The 22,906-nt window shown below is 36.4% G+C and carries 23 protein-coding genes; 14 read left to right on the top strand and 9 right to left on the bottom strand.

Going from position 1 to position 22,906, the window contains the following annotated elements; all coding sequences use genetic code 11:
• The first annotated feature begins 143 nt into the window (after positions 1 to 143).
• Both ACIR310F_RS21880 and ACIR310F_RS0108430 read left to right on the top strand, forming a co-directional pair.
• Entirely contained in the window at positions 144 to 572 is a 429-nt protein-coding gene (locus ACIR310F_RS21880) for a type II toxin-antitoxin system HicB family antitoxin (protein WP_035367768.1), read from the top strand.
• Positions 569 to 991 carry a type II toxin-antitoxin system VapC family toxin gene (locus ACIR310F_RS0108430; RefSeq protein ID WP_028083454.1) on the top strand — a complete coding sequence of 141 codons (423 nt, stop codon included), beginning with the start codon at positions 569 to 571 and terminating at the stop codon, positions 989 to 991. Before ACIR310F_RS21880 ends, ACIR310F_RS0108430 begins: the two co-directional genes overlap by 4 nt.
• Before the next feature lie 213 nt (positions 992 to 1,204).
• On the opposite strand, the gene ACIR310F_RS0108435 is transcribed toward ACIR310F_RS0108430, so the two are convergent.
• The 5 genes from ACIR310F_RS0108435 to ACIR310F_RS0108455 all read right to left on the bottom strand — a co-directional run bounded on the left by ACIR310F_RS0108435 (position 1,205) and on the right by ACIR310F_RS0108455 (position 5,746).
• Positions 1,205 to 2,428 carry a bifunctional sterol desaturase/short chain dehydrogenase gene (locus ACIR310F_RS0108435; protein WP_028083455.1) on the bottom strand — a complete coding sequence of 408 codons (1,224 nt, stop codon included), beginning with the start codon at positions 2,426 to 2,428 and terminating at the stop codon, positions 1,205 to 1,207.
• Between the two features lie 30 nt (positions 2,429 to 2,458).
• Positions 2,459 to 2,902, bottom strand: a complete 444-nt coding sequence (locus ACIR310F_RS0108440) for a hypothetical protein (protein ID WP_028083456.1) — start codon at positions 2,900 to 2,902, stop codon at positions 2,459 to 2,461.
• A 56-nt stretch (positions 2,903 to 2,958) separates the two neighbouring features.
• The gene (gene ccmS, locus ACIR310F_RS0108445; protein ID WP_028083457.1) at positions 2,959 to 3,387 is read right to left on the bottom strand and encodes a beta-carboxysome assembly chaperone CcmS; all 429 of its coding nucleotides are present in this window, start codon (positions 3,385 to 3,387) and stop codon (positions 2,959 to 2,961) included.
• Between the two features lie 105 nt (positions 3,388 to 3,492).
• Positions 3,493 to 3,855, bottom strand: a complete 363-nt coding sequence (locus ACIR310F_RS0108450) for a four helix bundle protein (RefSeq protein ID WP_028083458.1) — start codon at positions 3,853 to 3,855, stop codon at positions 3,493 to 3,495.
• An 82-nt stretch (positions 3,856 to 3,937) separates the two neighbouring features.
• Positions 3,938 to 5,746 carry an ABC transporter ATP-binding protein gene (locus tag ACIR310F_RS0108455; protein WP_028083459.1) on the bottom strand — a complete coding sequence of 603 codons (1,809 nt, stop codon included), beginning with the start codon at positions 5,744 to 5,746 and terminating at the stop codon, positions 3,938 to 3,940.
• A 416-nt stretch (positions 5,747 to 6,162) separates the two neighbouring features.
• On the opposite strand from ACIR310F_RS0108455, the gene ACIR310F_RS0108460 reads away from it, so the two are divergent.
• From ACIR310F_RS0108460 to ACIR310F_RS25410, 4 genes are all read left to right on the top strand, one after another.
• Positions 6,163 to 6,579, top strand: a complete 417-nt coding sequence (locus ACIR310F_RS0108460; protein ID WP_028083460.1) for a DUF1824 family protein — start codon at positions 6,163 to 6,165, stop codon at positions 6,577 to 6,579.
• 70 nt (positions 6,580 to 6,649) lie between these two features.
• Positions 6,650 to 8,554 carry an ABC-F family ATP-binding cassette domain-containing protein gene (locus tag ACIR310F_RS0108465; RefSeq protein WP_028083461.1) on the top strand — a complete coding sequence of 635 codons (1,905 nt, stop codon included), beginning with the start codon at positions 6,650 to 6,652 and terminating at the stop codon, positions 8,552 to 8,554.
• Positions 8,555 to 9,159: 605 nt separating this feature from the next.
• Entirely contained in the window at positions 9,160 to 9,318 is a 159-nt protein-coding gene (locus ACIR310F_RS25405) for a hypothetical protein (protein ID WP_155963690.1), read from the top strand.
• Positions 9,319 to 9,600: 282 nt separating this feature from the next.
• Complete coding sequence (locus ACIR310F_RS25410) at positions 9,601 to 9,741, top strand: hypothetical protein (protein WP_155963692.1); 141 nt, start codon at positions 9,601 to 9,603, stop codon at positions 9,739 to 9,741.
• Between the two features lie 150 nt (positions 9,742 to 9,891).
• On the opposite strand, the gene ACIR310F_RS0108480 is transcribed toward ACIR310F_RS25410, so the two are convergent.
• Together ACIR310F_RS0108480 and ACIR310F_RS0108485 are read right to left on the bottom strand one after the other, a co-directional pair.
• On the bottom strand, positions 9,892 to 11,538 hold the full coding sequence (locus ACIR310F_RS0108480) for a lipoxygenase family protein (protein ID WP_028083462.1): 1,647 nt from the start codon (positions 11,536 to 11,538) through the stop codon (positions 9,892 to 9,894).
• Between the two features lie 17 nt (positions 11,539 to 11,555).
• Complete coding sequence (locus tag ACIR310F_RS0108485; protein ID WP_028083463.1) at positions 11,556 to 12,920, bottom strand: cytochrome P450 family protein; 1,365 nt, start codon at positions 12,918 to 12,920, stop codon at positions 11,556 to 11,558.
• Positions 12,921 to 13,221: 301 nt separating this feature from the next.
• On the opposite strand from ACIR310F_RS0108485, the gene ACIR310F_RS0108490 reads away from it, so the two are divergent.
• Both ACIR310F_RS0108490 and ACIR310F_RS0108495 read left to right on the top strand, forming a co-directional pair.
• Positions 13,222 to 13,902 (top strand): hypothetical protein, encoded by a 681-nt coding sequence (locus ACIR310F_RS0108490; RefSeq protein ID WP_028083464.1) that lies wholly within the window; start codon positions 13,222 to 13,224, stop codon positions 13,900 to 13,902.
• A gap of 35 nt (positions 13,903 to 13,937) precedes the next feature.
• Positions 13,938 to 14,792, top strand: a complete 855-nt coding sequence (locus ACIR310F_RS0108495; protein WP_028083465.1) for a Uma2 family endonuclease — start codon at positions 13,938 to 13,940, stop codon at positions 14,790 to 14,792.
• Positions 14,793 to 15,005: 213 nt separating this feature from the next.
• Here ACIR310F_RS0108495 and ACIR310F_RS24810 read toward each other — a convergent pair whose 3' ends face one another.
• Positions 15,006 to 15,230: a GIY-YIG nuclease family protein gene (locus ACIR310F_RS24810; RefSeq protein WP_081677565.1), complete on the bottom strand. Its 225-nt coding sequence runs from the start codon at positions 15,228 to 15,230 to the stop codon at positions 15,006 to 15,008.
• Positions 15,231 to 15,344: 114 nt separating this feature from the next.
• Between ACIR310F_RS24810 and ACIR310F_RS0108505 the strand changes: the two genes are divergently transcribed.
• The 5 genes from ACIR310F_RS0108505 (at position 15,345) to ACIR310F_RS0108525 (ending at position 21,312) form a co-directional block, all read left to right on the top strand.
• Entirely contained in the window at positions 15,345 to 15,698 is a 354-nt protein-coding gene (locus ACIR310F_RS0108505) for a hypothetical protein (protein ID WP_028083466.1), read from the top strand.
• Between the two features lie 53 nt (positions 15,699 to 15,751).
• Complete coding sequence (locus ACIR310F_RS0108510) at positions 15,752 to 17,362, top strand: hypothetical protein (protein ID WP_231387437.1); 1,611 nt, start codon at positions 15,752 to 15,754, stop codon at positions 17,360 to 17,362.
• Positions 17,363 to 17,542: 180 nt separating this feature from the next.
• Positions 17,543 to 20,185 (top strand): alanine--tRNA ligase, encoded by a 2,643-nt coding sequence (gene alaS, locus ACIR310F_RS0108515; RefSeq protein ID WP_028083468.1) that lies wholly within the window; start codon positions 17,543 to 17,545, stop codon positions 20,183 to 20,185.
• A gap of 195 nt (positions 20,186 to 20,380) precedes the next feature.
• The gene (locus tag ACIR310F_RS0108520) at positions 20,381 to 20,965 is read left to right on the top strand and encodes a Uma2 family endonuclease (RefSeq protein WP_028083469.1); all 585 of its coding nucleotides are present in this window, start codon (positions 20,381 to 20,383) and stop codon (positions 20,963 to 20,965) included.
• Between the two features lie 86 nt (positions 20,966 to 21,051).
• Entirely contained in the window at positions 21,052 to 21,312 is a 261-nt protein-coding gene (locus tag ACIR310F_RS0108525) for a hypothetical protein (RefSeq protein ID WP_028083470.1), read from the top strand.
• A gap of 70 nt (positions 21,313 to 21,382) precedes the next feature.
• Here the strand turns inward: ACIR310F_RS0108525 and ACIR310F_RS0108530 are convergent, their stop codons facing one another.
• Positions 21,383 to 22,291: a 1-aminocyclopropane-1-carboxylate deaminase/D-cysteine desulfhydrase gene (locus tag ACIR310F_RS0108530; RefSeq protein ID WP_028083471.1), complete on the bottom strand. Its 909-nt coding sequence runs from the start codon at positions 22,289 to 22,291 to the stop codon at positions 21,383 to 21,385.
• Positions 22,292 to 22,339: 48 nt separating this feature from the next.
• Between ACIR310F_RS0108530 and ACIR310F_RS0108535 the strand changes: the two genes are divergently transcribed.
• The gene (locus ACIR310F_RS0108535) at positions 22,340 to 22,906 is read left to right on the top strand and encodes a pyridoxamine 5'-phosphate oxidase family protein (RefSeq protein ID WP_028083472.1); all 567 of its coding nucleotides are present in this window, start codon (positions 22,340 to 22,342) and stop codon (positions 22,904 to 22,906) included.

Genomic DNA, 22,906 nt, shown 5'->3' on the forward strand with positions numbered 1-22,906 from the left:
GTAGGAAATTCAATTGCTTCAGCCGCTTGTTTTAAAAATGTTTGTTTGCTATTGATTTTTTTTTACCGTGAAGATGGAAAACTTTTGTTCCTGTTTTAAGTATTGTGTTATAATCAATTCAGAGTTAAAAGAGTAAAAATATCATGATTGTAACCGTTAACAATGCTCTTTCCAGAATTACACCCAAGTTAACTTATGATGTGTTGATTGAAAATCAAGAAGATGGCAAGGTTAAAGCTACACTGTTGAGTTTACCAGAATGTCAAGGTTTAGGTGCAAATAAAGAAGAAGCATTAAATAATCTTATTCAACTTTTTCAAGCCCGAAAACCAGAAATAGTAACTTTAGAAATCGAACCAGCTAAAACAGAACATCCTTGGCTGAAATTTGCGGGAATGCACAAGAATAATCCTCTTTTTAGTGAAACACTAGAATATATAGAAAATCAAGGTAATGCTTGGGATGTGCTAGAGGCATTAACAGGAACTATTGAAGCACCAAGTGATTGGTCAAGTCAACATGATTTTTATTTATATGGTACTCCTAAACAGGACAATGAGATCAGAGAATGAATCAGGAAAGACTATTTTTAGATACGGTATTTATTCAGGCTCTATTAAACAAGAATGATCAATATCATACTCAAGCAAAAGCATTATTACCAAGGGTGAAAAATGCCGTTGAAGTATGGGTGACAGAAGCAGTTTTAATAGAAGTTGGTAATGCTTTAAGTGCAGTAAACCGCACAGCATCAGTTCAGTTTATTAATCAGTGTTATCAAACAGATAATATCAAAGTTGTTAGTGTAGATACACCGCTTCTCATGGGTGCGCTGGAACTTTATCACAGTCGTCAAGATAAAGATTGGGGTTTAACAGATTGTATCTCATTTATTGTTATGCAAGATCAGGGTTTAATTTATGCAGTAACGGCTGATATTCATTTTGTTCAAGCTGGTTTTGTGGCTTTATTAAGGAAGCCAGAGAATTAATTTACTCTGAGGATTTTCAGGATATTTTTTGTCCGGCTTGCGCCACGCTACGCTATCAGACAACCACAACAAACAATCTCCAAATAGTGAAAAAGTAACTTTACTGCTGGTGATATTTCAGTCCCTCTTCTTTTCCACCCATACCTGGAAGAGGACACAGAGGTGGAGAGAAAGGAGACTGTTAGATTTTATTTAGCAATGTTATTTTTATAATTATTCGCTTTTCATCCCTTTACTAAAAATCCGATAGTACAACCAGGTGCTAAATTCTTTGAGGGGAAATAGTATATAGGTCAAGGGGTTGACTGTGACGATAATATTTCTAAAATCTCGTTTGGCGAAAAATAAAATTCCCTTTGCTACTTGGGACGCTGACATGATACCATAGGGGTTTAATTGACTTTTGAATGGTCCGCAAATTAATTTGCGAATTACACAATTTTGATCTAATCTTTTGAGGGTGACAATATCCCCTAATGCTCTTTTACTCAGTTCATACAAAGGGCTGAAGGCTGGAGAAACTTCTGCTTCTGATGTATTTACCCAAATTTCTTTGGTGGCTTTGTCTTGGGGTCCTCTGACGGTTGCAGAAAAAATATCTATCAATTCTAAGGCGGAAAATGTGTTAATTTGATAGGAGTTATAAATGGCGGTAAAATCTCTATTTCCATAGACATTTACCCCATGATTGATAATGAGAATATCAACTTTTTCTAAACTTTCCTGTAGTTGTGCTTCATTACCCAATTCCCATTTGATAACTTTAACACGCGGTTGAATTGTAATTTTTTCCGGGTTGGTTGTTAATGCCACCACTTTGGCGTTATGCTTTAATAATTCTCCTACTAGTGCTTGTCCTAATGCACCAGAAGCACCTGTTAAAGCTACGGTTTTACCTTTGAGAGAAAGCCCTGTTCCCAGAATTTTATCTACTAGGGGAAAAACACCACTATAGTAAGCATTAACATCATCAAAATGATGTCGCCAATGATAGCTTCTATTTACCCACCAAACGGAGGGAATTGCGTCTAATGGTCCGGGTAAATGATTGTAGTCTGTATCTATTTTTCCCTGGAAATATCGCAGGGATGCACCGTATAAAAAAGTAACAGCATAAGCGACTCCTAACCATAACCCCCATTGATGGGCTACTAAGGCAATTATTGTTAAAATGATTACTAGTATTACTGATTCGACGATATCGTGATACAATTGGGAGTCTACGTAGGCTTTTTGGGAAATTAAAGTTAAATCCCGTTTATATACAGCATGATGTTTATTATGCCATTTCGCTAACCATGTTATTTGATGGCACAAAGCATGATAAGCGTCTCTGACAATTTCCGCGAGTAGGAGGGAGGAAAATCCCCAGGTTGTGAATTGGATACAGTTATTTACTAAAATCGAGTCAATAGTTAAGCTTTGAGCCAAAATCATCATTTTCCTAGTAGTAGCACTTTTTCTGAATTAAAGCAAGTTGTCTGATTGTGTGAGTTTTAAATATTGATCTGTCATTTCTGGTGTGAGAAATTCTATCATGACTCTATTTTCTACCCAAAATTCCATCACATCAAAGAAAGCACGACGACAACGGATAACTCTCCAACCTTCTCTATGACCAATTGCTTCTATTTGTTCTTGGGTAGAATCAACGGAAATGGCTGCATGAGTAGCTGTAAAATTGTTGGGGTGAGAAGTTTCTTGAAACTGACAACTTTGTTCTCCTTCACCAGGTTGGATGACAATTTTTAATGGATAAACTTCAATTCCTGTTCCGTATTTGTCGAGGGATAGCATCATGTAACTACCTGAATGAGGAGCGAAGGGAAGGACGTTTCCGTTCATGATTTCGGCGAGAACTGCGGCTGTATGTTGGGGATTTTCAGCAGCAATAGAAAAATGGTGAATCATAAATTCATGCAATTATTGTGTATTTTTTCTGACCTATTATAGCACAATCAATGCTTTTAGCGATCGCTAATTTGCTCAATTAATCGCTGTTCTAGTAAATCCAATAATCCATCTACATCTTTTCCTATTTGATGAAAACAGGCTTCTGGTGATGATTTGGGTGCGAATTGAATTAGTTTAATTTCTCCTTTACCAATTCCAATCATGACTACCTCTGTTTCGGGTTTATTATTATCAATAATTCCCAAAATTTCTTGGAGACGATTTTCAACTCGCTCATTCAACTTTTCTATTTCGGATTGGGGACAATAAACAAAATGGGGAGTGGGTTGGAAATCAATACCGATAGTTCCCTGACTATTGCCATTTTCTAACCACAACCCCCAAAAAAGTGCAGCTAGTTCTGGCTGATTGTTTTTGACAAATTTATCTAATTGTCTGCGCCATTTATTGTCTTCTGTTTCTGGTTGGGGAATACTAAACATGATCGTTAATTGGTAATTTTATTTGGTTATTAGGTACTTGTTATGCTAAACCGAGAAGTTGAGAGAAGGGAACAGGGAACAGGGAACAGGGAACAGGGAAAAAAATTAATTTTCTAGTTTTTTAATAAGACTAATAATCATTCTGCCTTCTTCTTTTAATAAATTAAGAATCATTTCTACATCCTTTTCTGAACATAATCCTACTCGGTGATATAAAATTAGATGAGTTTCTAATTCATTAACTGACCCTTGGGCTATGCTTAAAAATCTTATATATTCTCCTCTATATCTTCGTCCATATCCTTCAGATATATTAGCGGGAATAGATACAGCACTTCTTCTAACTTGTTGAACCATACCATATAACTCATCCTTGGGAAAAAGTTTAGTAAGGAAATAGCATCTTTGAGCAATATCCATCCCTTTTTGCCAAATTATCAAGTCTTTAAAGTCATTAATATCTGACATTCCTTCTGTTCCCTGTTCCCAGTTAAGAGTTCCCTCCAGTTTATCATACTAACTCCGGTAGAGTCTTTTATGATAATTTTCTCTATTTTAACCCAGATTGCACCAGCCAGAGACTGGTGTAAATGCCATTTTTTTCTAACAGTTGTTCATGAGTTCCTGCTTCTACTAATTTACCATGTTCCATGACATAAATACAATCAGCATTGCGAATTGTTGAAAGACGATGAGCTATAGCTATAGTAGTTCTATTGACCGTAATTCGTTCTAGGGAACGTTGAATTGCGGCCTCAGTTTCATTGTCTACTGCTGAAGTAGCTTCATCTAAAATCAGAATTGGTGGATCTTTTAATACTGCGCGAGCGATCGCAATTCGTTGTCTTTGTCCTCCAGATAATTTTTGTCCTCTTTCCCCTACTATTGTCTCATAACCTTGGGGTAAATTCATAATAAAATCATGAGCTTCTGCTATTTTTGCGGCCATGATGATCTCTTCATTAGTAGCAGTGAAAGTACCATAGGCTATATTTTCTCCCACTGTACCATGAAATAGAAATACATCTTGACTGACTAAACCAATAGCGCGGCGTAAATCTCGTAAATTTAACTGTTGTAAATCAATTCCATCCAGAGTGATTTTACCATTTTGTACTTCATAAAAACGCAGTAATAACTTAACTAAAGTGCTTTTACCTGAACCTGTTGAACCGACAATAGCAATTGTATTTCCCGCTGGAATTTCTAAAGATAAGTTTTTGATAATTGGGTTTCTATTCTGATAAGCAAAGCTGACATTTTTAAATTCTAAAGCTCCCCGAATCATATCTATGGGTAAATCAATATTTCCCCCAGGAATTGTCATAGGAGTATCTAATAAATCCATGACTCGATTAGTAGAAGCCATAGCTCTTTGATATAAATCAAAAGTATCTCCTAATCTGGTTAATGGCCATAATAAAAGCTGTACTAAAAACACCAAAGAACTATAAGCACCGACAGCCAATCTTCCCGCTACTGTTTCCATACCGCCGAATAATAGCAATATTGTAAAAGCTATTAAAATGAACATCCGAATGATGGGAATATAAGCCGCAGATAAGGCGATCGCTACTGCATTACTTTGACGATAAGCATTACTTTCTAATTCTACACGAGCAGATTCATAATCTTCGGCTGTAAAACTTTTAATGGTAGTAATTCCGCTCAAATTATTAGACAATCTGCTATTTAATAAACCTACTTTTTCCCGAACATCAGCATAACGAGGAGCGAGAAATTTCTGAAAAACTATCGAACCACCGAGAATAAAAGGCATGGGTAAAATTGCCATCCCAGCCACACTAGGAGCTAAAATAAAAAATGCACCACCAACGATGATAATAGTTGTAGTGACTTGAATAATATCATTTGCACCCACATCTAAAAACCGCTCTAATTGGTTAATATCATCACTGAGGATAGACATTAAACCTCCCGTACTGCGTTCTTCAAAATAGGCTAATTCTAATTCTTGCAGGTGTTTATATGCGGACAATCTTAAATTATGTTGAATATTCTGCCCCAAATTGCGCCATAATAATTTATAAACATATTCAAACAATGATTCCAACACCCAAGTAATCACCGTCAACAAGGATAAAATCAGGAATTGCCCATAAATATCCTTGACACCTAACCCAGCAATGATAGAATTATCTTGCTTAACTACCACATCCACCGCAATCCCAATTAATACAGGTGGTGCTAAATCAAAAACTTTATTCAGGATAGAAGCGCCAATGGCCAGCCGAATTTGTTTAGTATACTTGTGTCCATACTTAAATAAACGCTGGAGAGGATGTACAGAATTTGTACGTCTTTGTGATAAGCGGGGAGATTTTAATGGTATATTCACATTAATTGCTAATTATTAATTGCTAATTACTTACAATTAATATTACCACATAATCAAGTTAATCAGTTATGAAAATTGAAATAATAGATACAGTTATCTTCCGTCAGGAATAAATTGGCATCTATCGTCATCGAACCTTGACGATTATTGTTAACTACTAATTTGGCAAACTCCAGTTTTAGCAATTATATTAGAAAAATATTATCGTCAAAATTATTCTCCAGCAAAACCAGAGCGTTAATCAACGGTATAATGACATTGCCTAGAAACAAGATGTGCTAATTTTACCGGCAATTATTAGCTTTTTTAGAGCGGAATATGTCATATCAATCTTGATTTTGTTCAAAAATGCTAGTAATGTGATCAAATCTCACTCCCACAACCTAAACCAGACGTAAAACTAGACAAATCATATTATGTCTACTCCCAATTATCAGCAACTCTCACTCCCAGAAGCCAGGAAAATACTCAACAAATTCAACTGTCTGGATATCGCTCCCATTCTGAAACCGTCGGAGAAAATTCCCACCCGGGAGGCATTAATTTTTGTCACCAGTCTGACTGATTATCAAATTTTAGGTATTTGTGCTGATACAGCCGAAGAGGGAATTTTAGCCATGAAAACCTATTCTCGTGCCTTGGGTTATCAACCACCAACTGATTTACCGCAACCAGAAGGACCAGTTTACATCAAATTAAATGGCAAAAATGGCTTGTGTTATCTCGATTCCTATTCTGGTCATCATCGGGGAGTGCTAGTATCTTGTCAGTCCTATCAAGAGGGAGGAGTTAACGAAATGTATGGACATTTACCCCTCGATTTATTTGTCTAGAATTTCGTTTATAATCGTCTTTAGGGTGGGCATTGCCCACCTCATTCTTAATCACTAGTTACCAGATAATATGAGCATTGTTACATTACAGTCAGTTAAAAAAGATTTTGGCATTAAAGAACTCTTAAAAGATGCTAATTTTAGTCTTGATACTAATGACAAAGTTGGTTTAATTGGTACTAATGGTTCTGGTAAATCAACTTTATTAAAAATGATCGCCGGCTTAGAATCAATTGATAGCGGTCAAATTTTAGTTAATTCCGGTGCGAAAATTGTTTACTTACCCCAACAGCCAGATATAGACGAAAATCACACAGTTTTAGAACAGGTATTTGCTGACAGTGGTGAACAAATGCACCTAGTTAAAGAGTACGAAGAATTGTCTGATAAATTGGCACATTATCCCGATGATAGTCAATTAATGTCTCGTCTTTCCAGTGTAATGCAGCGCATGGATGCCACAGGTGCATGGGAAGTAGAAACCAACGCTAAAATCATTTTAACAAAACTAGGAATTGCTGATTTTGATGTGAAAGTTGGCACATTATCAGGGGGATATCGCAAGCGCATTGCTTTAGCCGCAGCCCTCATATCAGAACCTGATTTATTATTAATGGATGAACCGACAAACCATCTTGATGCCCTGTCTGTAGAATGGTTACAAAGTTATTTAAATCGCTATCGTGGCGCACTTTTATTAATTACCCATGATCGTTATTTTCTAGATAGAGTTACTAATAAAATTATCGAAATTGATCGCGGTGATATTTACACTTATACTGGTAATTATTCCTATTATCTAGAAAAAAAGGCCTTAGCTGAAGAGTCCGCTATTAGCACTCAACGGAAACATCAAGGAATTTTACGACGAGAATTAGAATGGTTGAAAAAAGGACCAAAAGCTAGAAGTACAAAGCAAAAAGCCAGAATTGAACGCGCTCATGCTTTGCGAGATACTGAGTTTAAACAACTTAATGGTAAGGTTGATATTTCTACCATTGGTCGTCGTATTGGTAAGAAAGTTATTGACATCAAAAATGTTAGTAAAGCCTACAATGGTAGAACCTTAATTAAGGATTTTACTTATGAATTTAGTCCAGAAGATAGAATTGGTATTATTGGTGAAAATGGTGCAGGAAAATCTACCTTGATGGATATTATTACCGCCAGAATTAAACCAGATTCTGGTATTGTAGAAATTGGTAGTACCATTCATATTGGTTATTTTAACCAACATTCAGAAGAATTGTTAACGGCTGTGAATGAAGATCAGCGCGTGATTGATTATATTAAAGAAGAAGGAGAATTTATTGAAATATCCGACGGAACTAAAATCACTGCTTCCCAAATGTTAGAGAGATTTTTGTTTCCGGGAAATCAACAATATGCACCCATTCATAAACTTTCTGGCGGAGAAAAACGTCGTTTATTCCTATTGCGTATTCTCATTAGTGCGCCCAATGTCTTGATTTTAGATGAACCGACTAATGATTTAGATGTCCAAACATTAGCAGTATTAGAAGATTATCTGGAAGATTTTAATGGTTGTGTAATTGTAGTTTCCCATGATCGTTACTTTTTAGATCGGACAGTAGATACAATTTTCGCTTTGGAAGCAGGGGGAAGTTTACGTCAATATCCGGGGAATTATTCTATTTATTTAGATTATAAAAAATCTGAGGAAGCTCAACCACAGGAAACAGCAAAGGCTGTCATTGTCGAAAAGGTGACATCTCCAGTTATAGAGACTAAAAAACGCCGCAGGTTATCTAATTGGGAAAGACGGGAATTTGCAGAATTAGAAGGAAAAATTGCCAAATTAGAAGCTGAGAAAACAGCATTAGAAAAAAAATTAGCAACTATGGCGGGGAATTATAGCGAAGTACAAAAACTTTATGAACAGGTGGAAACCCTCAAGAAAAATATTGATGTAGCCACGGAACGTTGGTTAGAATTAGCGGAAATGGAGTCTTAGGTTGCAATTGAATTAATCCTCTTGTTGAAATCTTCAAATATACGTAGGGTGGGTTAGCGACAGCGTAACCCACCATCTGATTAGGTAGTTATGTAAAATAAATTGCATATCTCATACAGCAAGTTCAGCCTGAGTGAGGTACACCCTGTGCGGGCAAGATGCCCGCACCACAAGAGTTTTATTATTAATATCTGTACTTCATAAGGTCGGGAACTGCTGTATAATTTATGCTTATAAGAGCTAATACATATATCTTAATTATTTAATAATTTATGAATTTGTTTATATTTAAATTAATAGGCAAAAGTGACAAAATTCCTACAGTAGTGCAACAATTATGTCCCTTTTTTTAGCTATTTTTAATCCGTAATTGCCTGTTTTTTGGTGATATTTTTAACTTAAAATGGCAATTTTACGGATTTTTGTGCGTGAAATGCTGTTATCATCAAGCTATTGAAAGTGACAAAACTGAAACAATTATGTCACTTTTATTTTGTTTAAATCTCTAGACAGAGGTTTTTATTTTTAATATGATGTAGTCGGGAAATGAAAAAGTACAACGTTTCCTGTTTTCTAGATTTTTTAAAATCAAGGAGAATACGAAGATGGCTCGCATTCAAATTGCTGACTTAGCACAAGTTGAAAACCAGTTTGATGAATTATCTGATTTGGAACTTGAGGTAGTGGGTGGTTGGATTTATTACACACCATATGGCTATGCTTGGAGGGCTGTTGGTAACTATTGGTGGTTTCGTCGTTACTAAACTTCTCTAGAGCATAAAACCAATCACACTGTACCATTAAATGGTGGGTTACGCTGTCGCTAACCCACCCTACATTTTTCTCGTTTCCAGTCTCCGACTGGGAATGAAATCAAGACTGCTCTGCCTTCCATATATGATATAATTTCGTAATTAAACACTGAATTTTCATCATTAAAATAATGTTTTTTCTGGTAGCATTGGATTTTGATTCTCTTTAATTCTCGTTCCCAGTCTCCGACTGGGAATGCTACTTAGAGGCTCTGCCTCCATAATTTAGTATCAATGAAGGCAGAGCCTTGCGTAATTCATTCCCATACTCTGTATGGGAACGAGAAAAGAGGTATTCAAGTAATTGAAGAAATTATTTTGCAAAATCGAATTGAGTTTAATATGGAAGATGAAATAGTGAATGATAAAGAATAAAATATCCCATTTTAATATTATTAAAAACAGACAAAAAAATATTGTAGAGCCGAGAATCCCTACCCATGGAACGTCTCTACAAGGGTTTCAAGTCACGCACATTTAATTCTCACAAGATGTCTAATGGGGTTTTGTCTATTCTGCAACTAGTTAAATACTAATACTGTTGAGAATAAGTCTTGGTTGGAGATATTCGTAATTTACTAAACGTCCCTTATTATTCAATTCAATTTTTCTCTGTACCATATTCAATTCTTGCTGAAATTTATTCACAACTTGGTCAGCATTTGGATCTGTAAATTCTTCCTCTTCATAATATCCCAGTCTGTCATAACGATAGTCTGAAAGTATGTACACAGTTGATAATTGGGTATTTGTGGGCTTGGCTGGTGGTAGAAAATCTATGAGGGCTTTACGGTCTTTAATATCACCCTTTTGTTGAATTGGTTGATAAGCAGCTAGGGGCATATTAGGAATAAAACCCATGTATTCATATTGGGAGAAATTAACCGCCGAATGCTGCGGACCACAAATATATATGATAGTAGTAACAATCTCCACTAATTGTTCTAGGGTATCAATGCGATCGCTCATACCCTTAACTCTACCACCATCCTGAGCCACTAATTCCCGCGCCCAAGCTTGCAGTTCTGCGTCTGCTTTCAAGTCTGCTGAACTCTGATAATAAAGCTGCAAATAGTTAAATACAAACTTATTAATCGCATTCCATAACAAAATTCCATCATCCCGATAAGGATAATGTGGTAAGTTTTTGACATCATTCACACCGCGATTTTTGAGTTCTCTGGGTAGAGCAAACTGGTCTAGACTCCAACTTTTATAGGCATCTACCACAATTTGCAATGATTCTTGCAGAGTTCCTGCTAATAATTCATCCACAAAACCGCCCCTACTAACCAGACGCTTGCGAGCTAAATCATTATTAGCCAACATAAACCGGAAATGGGGTTTGAGTAATATTCTCAGAGGATGATTTTCAGCCAGTTGACGGGGGGTGACAACAGCAAAGGGTTCCATTACCAGGTGAGTCCGGCATAAATGGCTGCTCATTTCATGATGATTAGCATCAGCAATTTGCACACAGGACTTAGCATAAAACCAGGTTAAAGGGTCATCAAAAGGAGTTAGCAAGGGGCTGACTTTACCTGCTTTGGGGGCGATTTGAATGGCTACAGGTACTAATTGGCCTCGATCTTGAAAGCCTGAAGTGCGCCAACAGAAAAAAGCTAGAGGTGCTGGTAGGTACTTTTTTCCTTTGGCATAAGTGCCACCTTGAATGAACGCCAAGGATCTATAATCAGCGACATATAGATTTCCGGTTGCCAATCTTTCAATTAAATTAATAGAACTGCCAAACTTATCCTGTAATTCTTCAATGGTAAAGGCAAAGTTAGCTGGCATTTGCTTAATTTGACGTAAAACCATCGGATTTACTCCACAAAGCCGTTGTTCGGCGAAGGAATCATCGGTTTCATAGGTTTTCATCACATTAGGTTTTTGCAAAACTGGGAAAAAGTCCTCATAATCTTGCAATTCATCTAAAGGATCCCACATAGCATGAGTTTTAACAGCCATCATATTTAGAGGAAGTTCTGCTGCCTCTAATGTCCGTTCAGCAATATACTTAGTAGAAAAATTCTCTGCGGGAGGTACGCTTTTGAGCATCGCCATAGGCGGCAAAAAATCATACATGAATTGATACTCTTTGCGGCCTTTCTCTAGACAAGATTGGCGTTGTGCGGGGTTCGGGTCATTTTGAGGTAGAAATGGCTGCATAATATTGATGATATGGACTAGGATATTTGGTTTAAGTAAGAACGACGGGCTTTACCCACGCTAATAATAACATTGGTTAGCATTTCTAATGCTAAATCTTTCCCCGGACAAATGCGGCCCGCATGACGAGAACCAACGGAATTAAAACCCATGTGAAAAGGGCAAAGATTTTCTCTGTTTGCATTAAATTCATAAGCAGTTTTTCCCCAAAAATCTTCACTTAACATCCCCAAAAGCATAGGAATTAAAATTTTAGTTCCTTTCGGAAAGGTTCGCGCTTTACCTGCCAATGTTACCCTAAATGGTTCTGTCGCTACTCGGTGAGAGGCACTTACAGGCATAAACAGACGGGCGCATTCTAACAGAAAAAGTTGAATACTAGGACGATCATTAAGATCGAGCCTGTCCCAATAACTCTTAATATCAATTTTATCAGTTTGACGACCTTGGTAAGCAGGAAGGGATTGATAACCTAATGCTGTTTTTCCCAAGTGTAATGGTCCTTGCAACCCGGCAATACTCATTAAAGATACCATCAGTTTTGCAAGTTCTCGCCGCGTCATTTGATGATATTTAGGGTCGTTCTCTTGAAAATTAGCTAAGGCTGGAGAATTTTCGTAAATCGTCGCTACTTGCTCCACTAGTTTAGGAACTTGACGAAATCCCCATATATTTAACTTTTCTAAACTACTGCTGCCAGCAAAATAATATAATGTTCCCCTTTTGGTATAGTGTAAGGTTGTGATAATTCTGATTGTTACTTCATCATCAGGATTAATGCCAAAAATAACGTAGTGAAGATACCGGACTAAAAAGCCCATCCAATCTCGTTGATCATTATTGAAAAATTCTTCTAAACTATTATTGGTAATTCTATCTACATAATCAGCCGCTAACTTATTGAACAAACGTTGTGCTACTTGATCATTTTGACGCATTACCATTTCTTCGTTAAAGAAGTAATTATCAACACACTGACGGAAAGCATCATGATTTTCCCCACCGGCTGCTGGGTCTGAGAGAGTAATTAAAAGAACATTGCGACCTCCTTGATCAATTCCCGGAGCATGACTAGAACTCAGCATAGAAGTTCCTAGTCTCCAGTCACGGGCTTGGGGTGAGGTTAAGGCAGTTTCTAGGGTTTTAAAGTCTCCTAAGACTACTTCCCCCGCACAACAAAAGGCATTACCCAGCACTTGCCTTTTCCTATCTAGGTAAGGTGGATCATTGGCAATTGTTCCCTCTACAAAACTGATTATAGGCAGAAAGGTACGGCTGACTGGGTTTTGAGGGTTCTGTATTGCCCAGGCTTGAAAGTGATTCAGGGCTTTGTCTAATAATGATGGCTGAAAATTGGTTTCTGGTCTGGTAGTTGGTCGCATAAAGGTTATTTTTTTTCTTCTGAGTATAAATATATTCAATAATCCAGTTTTGATCAATATTTTTTAATTTTTGATATTTATAGTGTTTTTCAGTATGATTAAGTATACATAATTTTGTTCCTTGTTACAGCAAGTTCAGCTTGAATGAGGTACACTTTATGCGGGCAGGATGCCCGCACCACAATGTTTTTATCATTGTTCATGTATTGTTTAACACTAATAATACTTAATTGAGATTGCATAATTTTGATTTGATGGCTGAGAAATTAGGTATAATTCTATTTTATTAAAAAAACTTCCCATGAGCCAAACTGCGATAAATCTCGTTGCTATATCTGTTTTTCTGATGACTTTTTCTACTTTATTAGGACCGTTAATACATCTTTCTCCCACAATACCAGCTTTAGCTACAGTGACGTTTTTAGGAATTGCAACTTTAGATAATTTCAGCTTTCAAGGTAAGGGAGGAACGATATTTTTAGACTTCCTGGCACGATTTTCTCCAGAATATAAAGAACGCATTTTACATCATGAAGCAGGTCATTTTCTCGTGGCTCACTTGTTAGAAATCCCCATAACTGGCTATACTCTTAGTGCGTGGGAAGCTTGGAAACAAGGACAACCAGGACAAGGGGGGGTATCAATAGATGATAGGGAGTTAACAACGCAAATAGAAAAAGGTGAAATTAGTACCCAAATTTTAGAACGCTATTGTACAATTTTAATGGCGGGAATTGCTGCGGAAACTTTGATTTTTGATGCTCCTCAAGGTGGAAATGATGATAAAATTAAGTTAATGCAATTTTTACAGGTTCTTGGTTTTTCTGAGGATATTTATCAGCAAAAACAACGGTTTCATTTGCTGCAATCTAAAAATCTGATTCAGGAGAATTGGGAAAGTTATCAAGCTTTGGTGTCAGCAATGAAAAAAGGGGTTGATGTTCAAGAGTGTAAAAAGGTGATTCGTGAGAGTGCGACATAATAGAAATATAAATTATAGCTTGAGGACAGTGAAAAATGTATCAAACAGATCCGCCACTTTCCCCTAAAGAAACATTACCCACAATGTATGATCTACCGAGTGAAGATCCAGAGGAGAAAGGTTTGCCAGATCAATTCCATTTATTACAACCACAATTATTATCAGAAACATTTGCACCTGCTAATTATCATAGTCAGGAAATATTTACAGGTAGTGACATGAATCTGTATTATGATTCTCGTCATCCATTGTGGTATAAACGTCCTGATTGGTTTGCGGTTTTAGGTGTACCATATTTATATGGTGATCATGAAGATTTAAGATTAAGTTATGTAGTGTGGCAAGAAGCTGTTAATCCCTATATTATCGTTGAATTGCTATCACCAGGAACAGAAAAAGAAGATTTAGGTCAAACATTGCGAGATGTGGAAAAACCTCCTGTTAAATGGGAGATTTATGAGCAGATTTTAAGAGTACCTTATTACGCAATTTTTGATCGTTATCAATCTGAGTTTAGAATGTTTCAGTTAAATGGCGATCGCTATATTGAAGCAAATTTAACAAATTCCCGCTTCTGGATACCCAGTATAGAATTAGGTTTAGGAGTTTGGGAAGGAAGTTATAAAAACGTCAATATGCCTTGGTTGCGTTGGTATGATAAAAATGGTAATTGGGTATTAACTCCCGCAGATCAAGAAAAACAACGCGCAAATCAAGAAAAACAACGCGCAAATCAAGAAAAACAACGCGCAAATCAAGAAAAACAACGCGCAGACCAAGAAAGACAACGCGCAGACCAAGAAAGACAACGCGCAGATCAAGAAAGACAAAAAACAGAAAAATTAATTGCACAATTGCGTGCTTTAGGTGTTGAACCAGAGATAGATTAAAGATTCAGATCCCCGACTTCTACCAAGAAATCATAATTTATTGATAGGATTAAATAAAAAATTCGGGGATCTTAGACATCATAATTTTTATTGTCCTCTCCCTGGGTTACAGTCTGCAAAACCCAAAGCTTCTGTATCCAAAAAACTAGCGATTCTCTTTCAGAGACACTACGTGAACGCCATTTCAATAATAGCCTCAACTGATACTCAATTTCAGTAAAAAGCTTTAGGCCCACCACTGAAGCGACTACGCAAATTTTTAGTCTTACCAATGTAGAGTAATCCATCGGTCTGGTGTCTAATTGCGTAAATTCCAGGAACAGCAGGAATTTTATCAAACTTGCGGTTTAAGGGTTGACATTGCTCAAAGGGAGTGAATGCGATCACATCTAATATTACTTTAACCTGGTTTTTTAGATCAGATTCTTTTGCCCACATGAAAACAAGAAGGTGTATTCACAAGAATTATCCCATAAATCATCGGGAAAATTGTCATATATATATTTGTGGTAAAATTTGGGACAGTAAATTAACCAGGTTTTAGGGTTTGATATGTCCAGTTCCCAAGCGCCATACCGTGGAGCAGTACAAGCTCAAGGAGATGATATAACAAAGAGAGGAGGCTACACCCGTTCTTGGGCAGAAGAAAAACCTGTTACTGATGAAGAGGGATTATCATTTCTTGCTAAGATTGAAGGAGAATGTAGTAACTCTGAAAAGTTAGAACGAAAACAGGCCTTTGCCAAAGCTAGACGTTTCATTAAAAATGCTAGTCAACAAGGTGGTGTCAGACCTGAATCCCAACCTCACTCATTTCAAGATCCTACGCGTACAATTAGCAACGCCCGTGTTGACATTGAAATTCGCAGCGGAATCACTTTTATTCCTACACAACAAGCAGAATGACGACTACTCTCACTAAAGTACAGCAATTTTTAGACTCTGGCGATAGCGACGGAGTGAGAGAAGAAGTTGCCAAAATATCTGTTAATCTAACAAAATTAGATACAAGTGTGAGAGATTTTGCTACCTTGCTTGCACTAGGATCGCAAGAAGTTTTGGAAATATGTTTAGGAGTATTGGGACGCGAACTTATTAAAAGAGATTCAGCAAAAGTCAGCAATGATGTAATTTGGTTACTTCTCGCCTCAATATTATCTCGACATAATATAACTTCTGATAGTTCATCAAGAGTTAGTATTGTTAGCCTTATATCTTGTGTTAAAGATTGGGAATTACCTATTTTTGCTTTATTAAGTCCTGCACTAGATTCTTTTTTAAAGGTGAGTCTTTTTGGAAAAAATTCTCTTATTTCTGAACAGACTTTAGATTTTATATCTACTTGGGGAGAAAATTATGCAAAAGCTCCTCGCACAAGAAAGCAACTTAAAGAATTTAAATCTCTGACTCAATCAGTATTAGATAAAGTAGATGATTTAGATATCAAAGATGAGTGGTCTGAAGGAGTAGAGACATTTTTAAGAATAGCAGGGCAAAAGCAATACAATCAATACTCAGATCAACGTATTTGGTCAGATGCTAGTAATTTGCTCAAAAAAATATATAGTCCTGAAATCTTAAATTCTGAGCAAGGCGCAAATTATTATCAAGTAAAAGACAATATACATAGACTAATTACTTCATGTCTTGCAGCTTTGGGGACAGTCTTTAACAAAGATGGTTTATCAGTTGCAGTGCGTATTGATAATCCTCAAGAAAACAAGTCTTGGTCAGTTGTTGCTCATGCAGTTGATAAGTTAGAAAGATTATTTCAAGCAGTTGCAGATGAGACTTTTAAGAAAATAACCACACTTCCCACTTTTACGCCAGCACAGGCAATCCCCGGTTCATGGACAATTATCCTCCATATTGATCTAAATACCAATCAATCATATTTACTTGCAAATGCAATCAAATCTCTTTCTTCAGCAGAATATGTAGAAAACGAAATTAACGCATTTATAGTTGATAGCTGGCAAGATTGTGTAGCACAACTTAAAGAAAATGAACTGCAAGTAAATTTAGCTGTTTCTACAAATAATCCAGAATTATATTTTGTTAACTCTATCTCTACAGAAGATATTCCCAAAGTTGAAGAATCTGTTCGGCAAAATATTAGAGTCTTCTCTCATGACATTCCCCAAGCTGATAAACTTGAACGAATTCTAGATTTTGCATCTTTATTGATTCAATATCCATCATCTCCATCAATAGTCAGACAGAAGTTTTTGGACATAGATGGAATTACAGAAAGACAGTTCTTTTACTATCTAAGAGCAGTAGAAATTCTTGGTCTGGCAAATGAACGACAAGAACCAACAGCTAGTTGTTATATACTGTATCGGTTACAAAATGAAGCCAAAAAGAGATTTCTTGCTTACCAATTTATATCATCAAAAATTGGAGTAGCATGGTTTAATTGGTACAATGCAAATGATCTTTCAGAAATTCAACCTGAGAGTGCGACTCAATTCTTGTTAGAAGTATGTCCAAAACTGTCAGAAAAAACAGTTAAACGACGTGCTATTACACTCAAATCTTGGTTAAAGATATTTCTTAAATACTGGTAAAAATATCGAGAATATGATAACAAATATTCTTGTTGTTATATTTATTCAATCTTTATTCGTTCTTTATTCGTTTAATAGATTAAGTACGATATATTTTTCATTTCCTGTCATAAGTTATAAATAGTAATGATGCTTTTTGCAAAACTGACCAACTAATTAAATTTGATTTCTTAAACACTCATGTCTTCAACTCCCCAGTATCTTAGCGGTAACGATATACGCGCTTTATTCCTTGACTTCTACACCCAACGGGGACACCAACCGCTTCCAAGCGCTTCCCTTGTTCCTGAAGATCCTACTGTGCTGCTGACTATAGCAGGTATGTTACCATTTAAGCCGATTTTTCTGGGACAACGGACACCGGAATTTAAACGCGCTACAACTTCCCAAAAGTGCATTCGTACCAATGATATCGAAAATGTGGGACGGACAAAGCGCCATCATACATTTTTTGAGATGTTGGGGAATTTTAGCTTTGGTGATTATTTTAAAGAACAAGCGATCGCTTGGGGTTGGGAATTATCTACTCAAGTGTTTGGGATTTCCCCTGAAAATCTCGTTGTCAGTGTGTTTGAGGAAGACGACGAGGCTTTTGCTATTTGGCGCGATCATATTGGTGTAACAGAAAAACGCATCAAGCGCATGGGTGCAGATGATAATTTCTGGGTATCGGGTATTACTGGTCCCTGTGGTCCTTGTTCGGAAATTTATTATGATTTTCACCCGGAATTAGGTGATGATGATATTAATTTAGAAGATGATGGGCGTTTTATCGAGTTTTATAATTTGGTATTTATGCAATATAATCGGGATGCTTTGGGAAATTTAACGCCGTTACAAAATCAAAATATTGATACGGGAATGGGTTTGGAAAGAATGGCGCAAATTCTCCAAAACGTTCCTAATAATTATGAAACAGATTTGATTTTCCCAATTATTGAAACTGCGGCGAAAGTTGCTAAAATTGATTATCATCAAAGTGATGAAAATACGAAAGTTTCTTTAAAGGTAATTGGTGATCATGTCCGTTCTGTGGTTCACATGATTGCTGATGAAATTCGCGCTTCTAATGTTGGTAGAGGTTACGTTTTACGTCGTCTCATTCGTCGCGTTGTTAGACATGGAAGATTAATCGGAATTGCTGGGGAATTTATTAACCAAGTTGCAGAAACCGCAATTTCTCTTTCGGAATCAATTTACCCCAATTTGCGACAAAGAGAGGCTGCTATTAAAGCGGAATTACAAAGGGAAGAAGTTAATTTCTTGAAAACTCTTGATAGAGGAGAAAAGCTATTAGCTGAAATTATCCAAGATATCAAACAAAAAGGACAAACTTTTATTAGTGGGGAAAGCGCTTTTACTCTCTATGATACCTACGGATTCCCATTAGAATTAACCCAAGAAATCGCAGCCGAAAATAACCTCACTGTTGATGTTGATGGTTTTAATGCAGAAATGCAAAAACAGGTAGAACGAGCAAAAGCAGCACACGAAACTATTGATTTAACTGTACAAGGTTCTTTGGATAAACTAGCAGAACATATTCACTCTACAAAATTCATTGGTTATACCCAATTAACAACTACTGCAAAAATCGAAGTTTTGTTAGTTGCTGGTGTTTCCCAAGAAGCAGCAGAAGCAGGAACAGAAGTACAAATTGTTCTTGATAAAACTCCTTTTTACGCTGAATCTGGGGGACAAATTGGGGATAAAGGATATATTAGTGGTGATGGTGTTTTAGTCAGAATTGAAGATGTGAAAAAAGAATCTGATTTCTTTATTCATTTTGGATACATTGAACGTGGTACAATTAGAATTGGTGACAATATTACCGCCCAAATTGATCGCGGTTGTCGTCGTCGCGCTCAAGCTAATCATACAGCAACTCATTTATTACAAGCTGCTTTAAAGAAAGTTGTTGATGAAGGAATTTCTCAAGCTGGTTCTTTGGTTTCTTTTGATAGATTGCGGTTTGATTTTAACTGTCCCCGCGCTTTAACCGGTGAGGAAGTTATCCAAATTGAAGAATTAGTAAATAGTTGGATTTCTGAAGCCCATGGTGCTACTATCGAGGAGATGCCCATAGCAGAAGCAAAAGCAAAAGGTGCAGTGGCCATGTTTGGGGAAAAGTACGGTGATCAAGTGCGCGTGATTGATTTCCCAGGCGTTTCCATGGAATTATGTGGGGGAACTCATGTTAATAATACGGCGGAAATTGGCGTTTTTAAAATCATTTCTGAGGCGGGAGTTGCTTCCGGGGTGAGAAGAATAGAAGCGGTTTCTGGGGCTGCGGTATTGGATTATTTGAATGTGCGTGATATAGTTGTCAAAGATTTGTGCGATCGCTTTAAGGTAAAACCCGAAGAAATACCCGACAGAATCACCACTTTACAAACCGAACTTCGCAACAATGAAAAAGAAATTCAAAGCCTGAAATCACAAATAGCAATAGTTAAATCTGACAGTTTATTACAAACTGCGGAAATGATCGGAGAACATAAAATTATTGTTGCTCAAATGGCAGATATTGACCCAGAATCATTAAAAGATGCTGCGGAAAGATTACTGCAAAAAATCGGTAATGGGGCGGTGGTTTTAGGTTCTATTCCCGAAGCCGGAAAAGTGAGTATCGTTGCTGCTTTTAGTTCTGAAGTCAATAAAAAAGGAATCCAAGCGGGAAAATTTGTAGGAAATGTAGCGAAAATTTGTGGAGGTGGAGGTGGTGGAAAACCCAATCTCGCGCAAGCTGGGGGACGCGACGCGAGTAAATTACCAGAAGCTTTAGAAACTGCAAAAAATGAATTGTTAGCAGCGTTGAAATAGGTAAGATTTAGATCCCCGATTTTTTAACAGAAGTCGGGGATTTGAGTTTATATTGTCACTGTATTCAATTATTTTTTCCTTCATGATTTATAAGATGTGTATGTAAACAAACTGCTAGACTATAATTATAACTTAGTTGAGCAAGTAGAAGCGATCGCCTACATTGACAACCCATAAAACCTATAAATTAAAATTATGACCCTCGCACAAGAAACACGCTACTATTCACCCCAAGAATACCTAGAATTAGAGGTAAACTCAGAAATACGTCACGAATATATCAACGGATTAATTATACCCATGACAGGTGGAACACCCAATCACAACCAACTTGCACTTAATTTCAGTGGTACACTCAATTATCTTCTGAAACGTCAACCTTATCAAGTCTTTGTCACAGATCAACGTCTTTGGATTCCCAGCAGAAAAATTCATACCTATCCTGATATTATGGTCGTGAAAACTCCCTTAGAATATCAAGAAGGAAGAACCGACACCTTAGTAAATCCTGTAATGATTGCAGAAGTCTTATCAAAATCTACTAAAGGCTATGATAGAGATGAAAAATTTGCAGCTTATCGGACAATTCCCACCTTACAAGAATATATTTTAATTGATCAATACACAATGCACATTGAACAATATTTGAAAACCGATAATAATCAATGGATATTTTCCGAATTTACAGATGGAAATATCAACTTAAATCTAGCCTCTATTTCCTGTCAAATGACATTATCAGATATTTATGATAAAGTAGATTTCAACATACAAGAATAAAAATAAAAAACTCAATCTTTCTCTTTGCGCCTCTGCGCCTCTGCGTGAGATAATCATAATTATAAATACCAAAGGAGTCAATAAAAATGAGTCGCATTAATCCCTATAGATTACAAATGCAAATTACCCAAATGTTCGCCCAAGGACAATCATTTTTTGCACTTACTAAAGTCCAAGATTGGTTAAAAGAACATAATCACAATCCTTTAGATTACGAAATTCTCTTTCATAAAAAACCCGCACCTCCCGGTTCAAAAGAAGTCATGGTCATAGAAATAGAACTCAAACGTAAGGACGGACAACCTGTAGATTCTTGGTTACAACAACAAGCGAATTTACAAGCCTAATTAGTGAAAATTATCAATCTTAAATCCCTGCATTTTGATAAAATCAGGGATGAAAAATTATCCAGAAAAATTATCTAAATCCGCTATTACCTTGTAAACCTCCTGTATGTATTAATAGTAAAGATTCGGACTTAAAAAAACCTTCTTTGATTAAATCCATAACTCCATAAAACATTTTTCCGGTATATATATAGTCTAAAGGTATGTGATGTTGTTGTTGAAAATTATCACAAAATAGCCGCAATTCATCTTTTACTTGAGCGTAACCACCAAAATGATAATTACAAATTAATTCCCAAGGTGCGGGAGAATTGACAGGTGTAGGTAAGTCAGAATTTAAATAATTTTCTAGTAAATTATTAATATCTTGATTGAGAAAATCACCACCTTTTAAAACAGGAAAACCAATCACTTTTTGTGGTTGATTTAATGATAGTGTTATCCCTGCTAATGTTGTTCCTGTACCGCAAGCTAAACAAACAGTATTAAAGTCTTTAATTGTTTCTAATATCTCTATACAACCACGCATACCGTTTAAATTACAACCACCTTCAGGAATAATAAATACTTTCCCAAATCGCTGTTTTAATTGGTTTTGTAATTCCTCTGTATGGCGTTGTTTATATGTCTGACGATCAATATATACTAATTCCATACCTTGTGTAACTGCAAATTGTAAAGTAGGATTTAAAGGGATATTTTCTTCTCCACGAATTACTCCAATAGTGCGGAAACCAAATATATTTCCTGCGGCTGCGGTAGCATAAATATGATTAGAATAAGCACCACCAAAGGTCAGAATTGTGGATAAATTTCTCTGTTTAGCTTCGACAAGGTTATATTTTAGCTTAAACCATTTATTACCGTTAATTTGGGGGTGCATGAGATCAAGACGCAAGATGTATATTTTAACATCTGCTTGATCTAGAATTTGACTATTAATTTTTTGAATGGGTGGTGGACAAAAAATTGACGACATTTCCAAAAAAGGTTATTATTTACTATAATAGTACCAAATAGCAAGTTTATGGCTAAAGTTTTTGATTTTATCAGCGAAGAATTACAAAAGTTTATTAGTACTCAAAAAATATTTTTTGTGGGAACTGCACCTCTGAGTTCTACAGGTCATGTTAACCTTTCTCCCAAGGGTTTAGACAGTTTTCGCATTCTTTCCCCCCACCGAGTTGGTTATTTAGATGTAACAGGTAGTGGTAACGAAACATCTGCTCATTTACAGGAAAATGGACGGATAACCTTGATGTTTTGCGCTTTTCAAGAGCCGGCTTGTATTCTCCGTCTTTATGGTCAGGGACAAACTATTTTACCAGATTCTCCTGACTGGAATTTTCTCTATCCTTTATTTCCTCCTCTTCCGGGAACTCGACAAATTATTATTGCAGATATTGAACGAGTACAAACTTCCTGTGGATTTGGTGTTCCTCTGTATGAATATCTTGGACAAAGAGATACTTTAGTTAATTGGGCTAGTAAAAAAGGGGAAGAAGGAGTTAAGGAATATCAACAAAAGAAAAATCTTATGAGTATTGATGGCTTATCAACTCCTTTGAGTAAATCCCATAATTTAGGTGATTAA

It is taken from the genome of Dolichospermum circinale AWQC310F (genome assembly GCF_000426925.1).
Taxonomy (GTDB): domain Bacteria; phylum Cyanobacteriota; class Cyanobacteriia; order Cyanobacteriales; family Nostocaceae; genus Dolichospermum; species Dolichospermum circinale.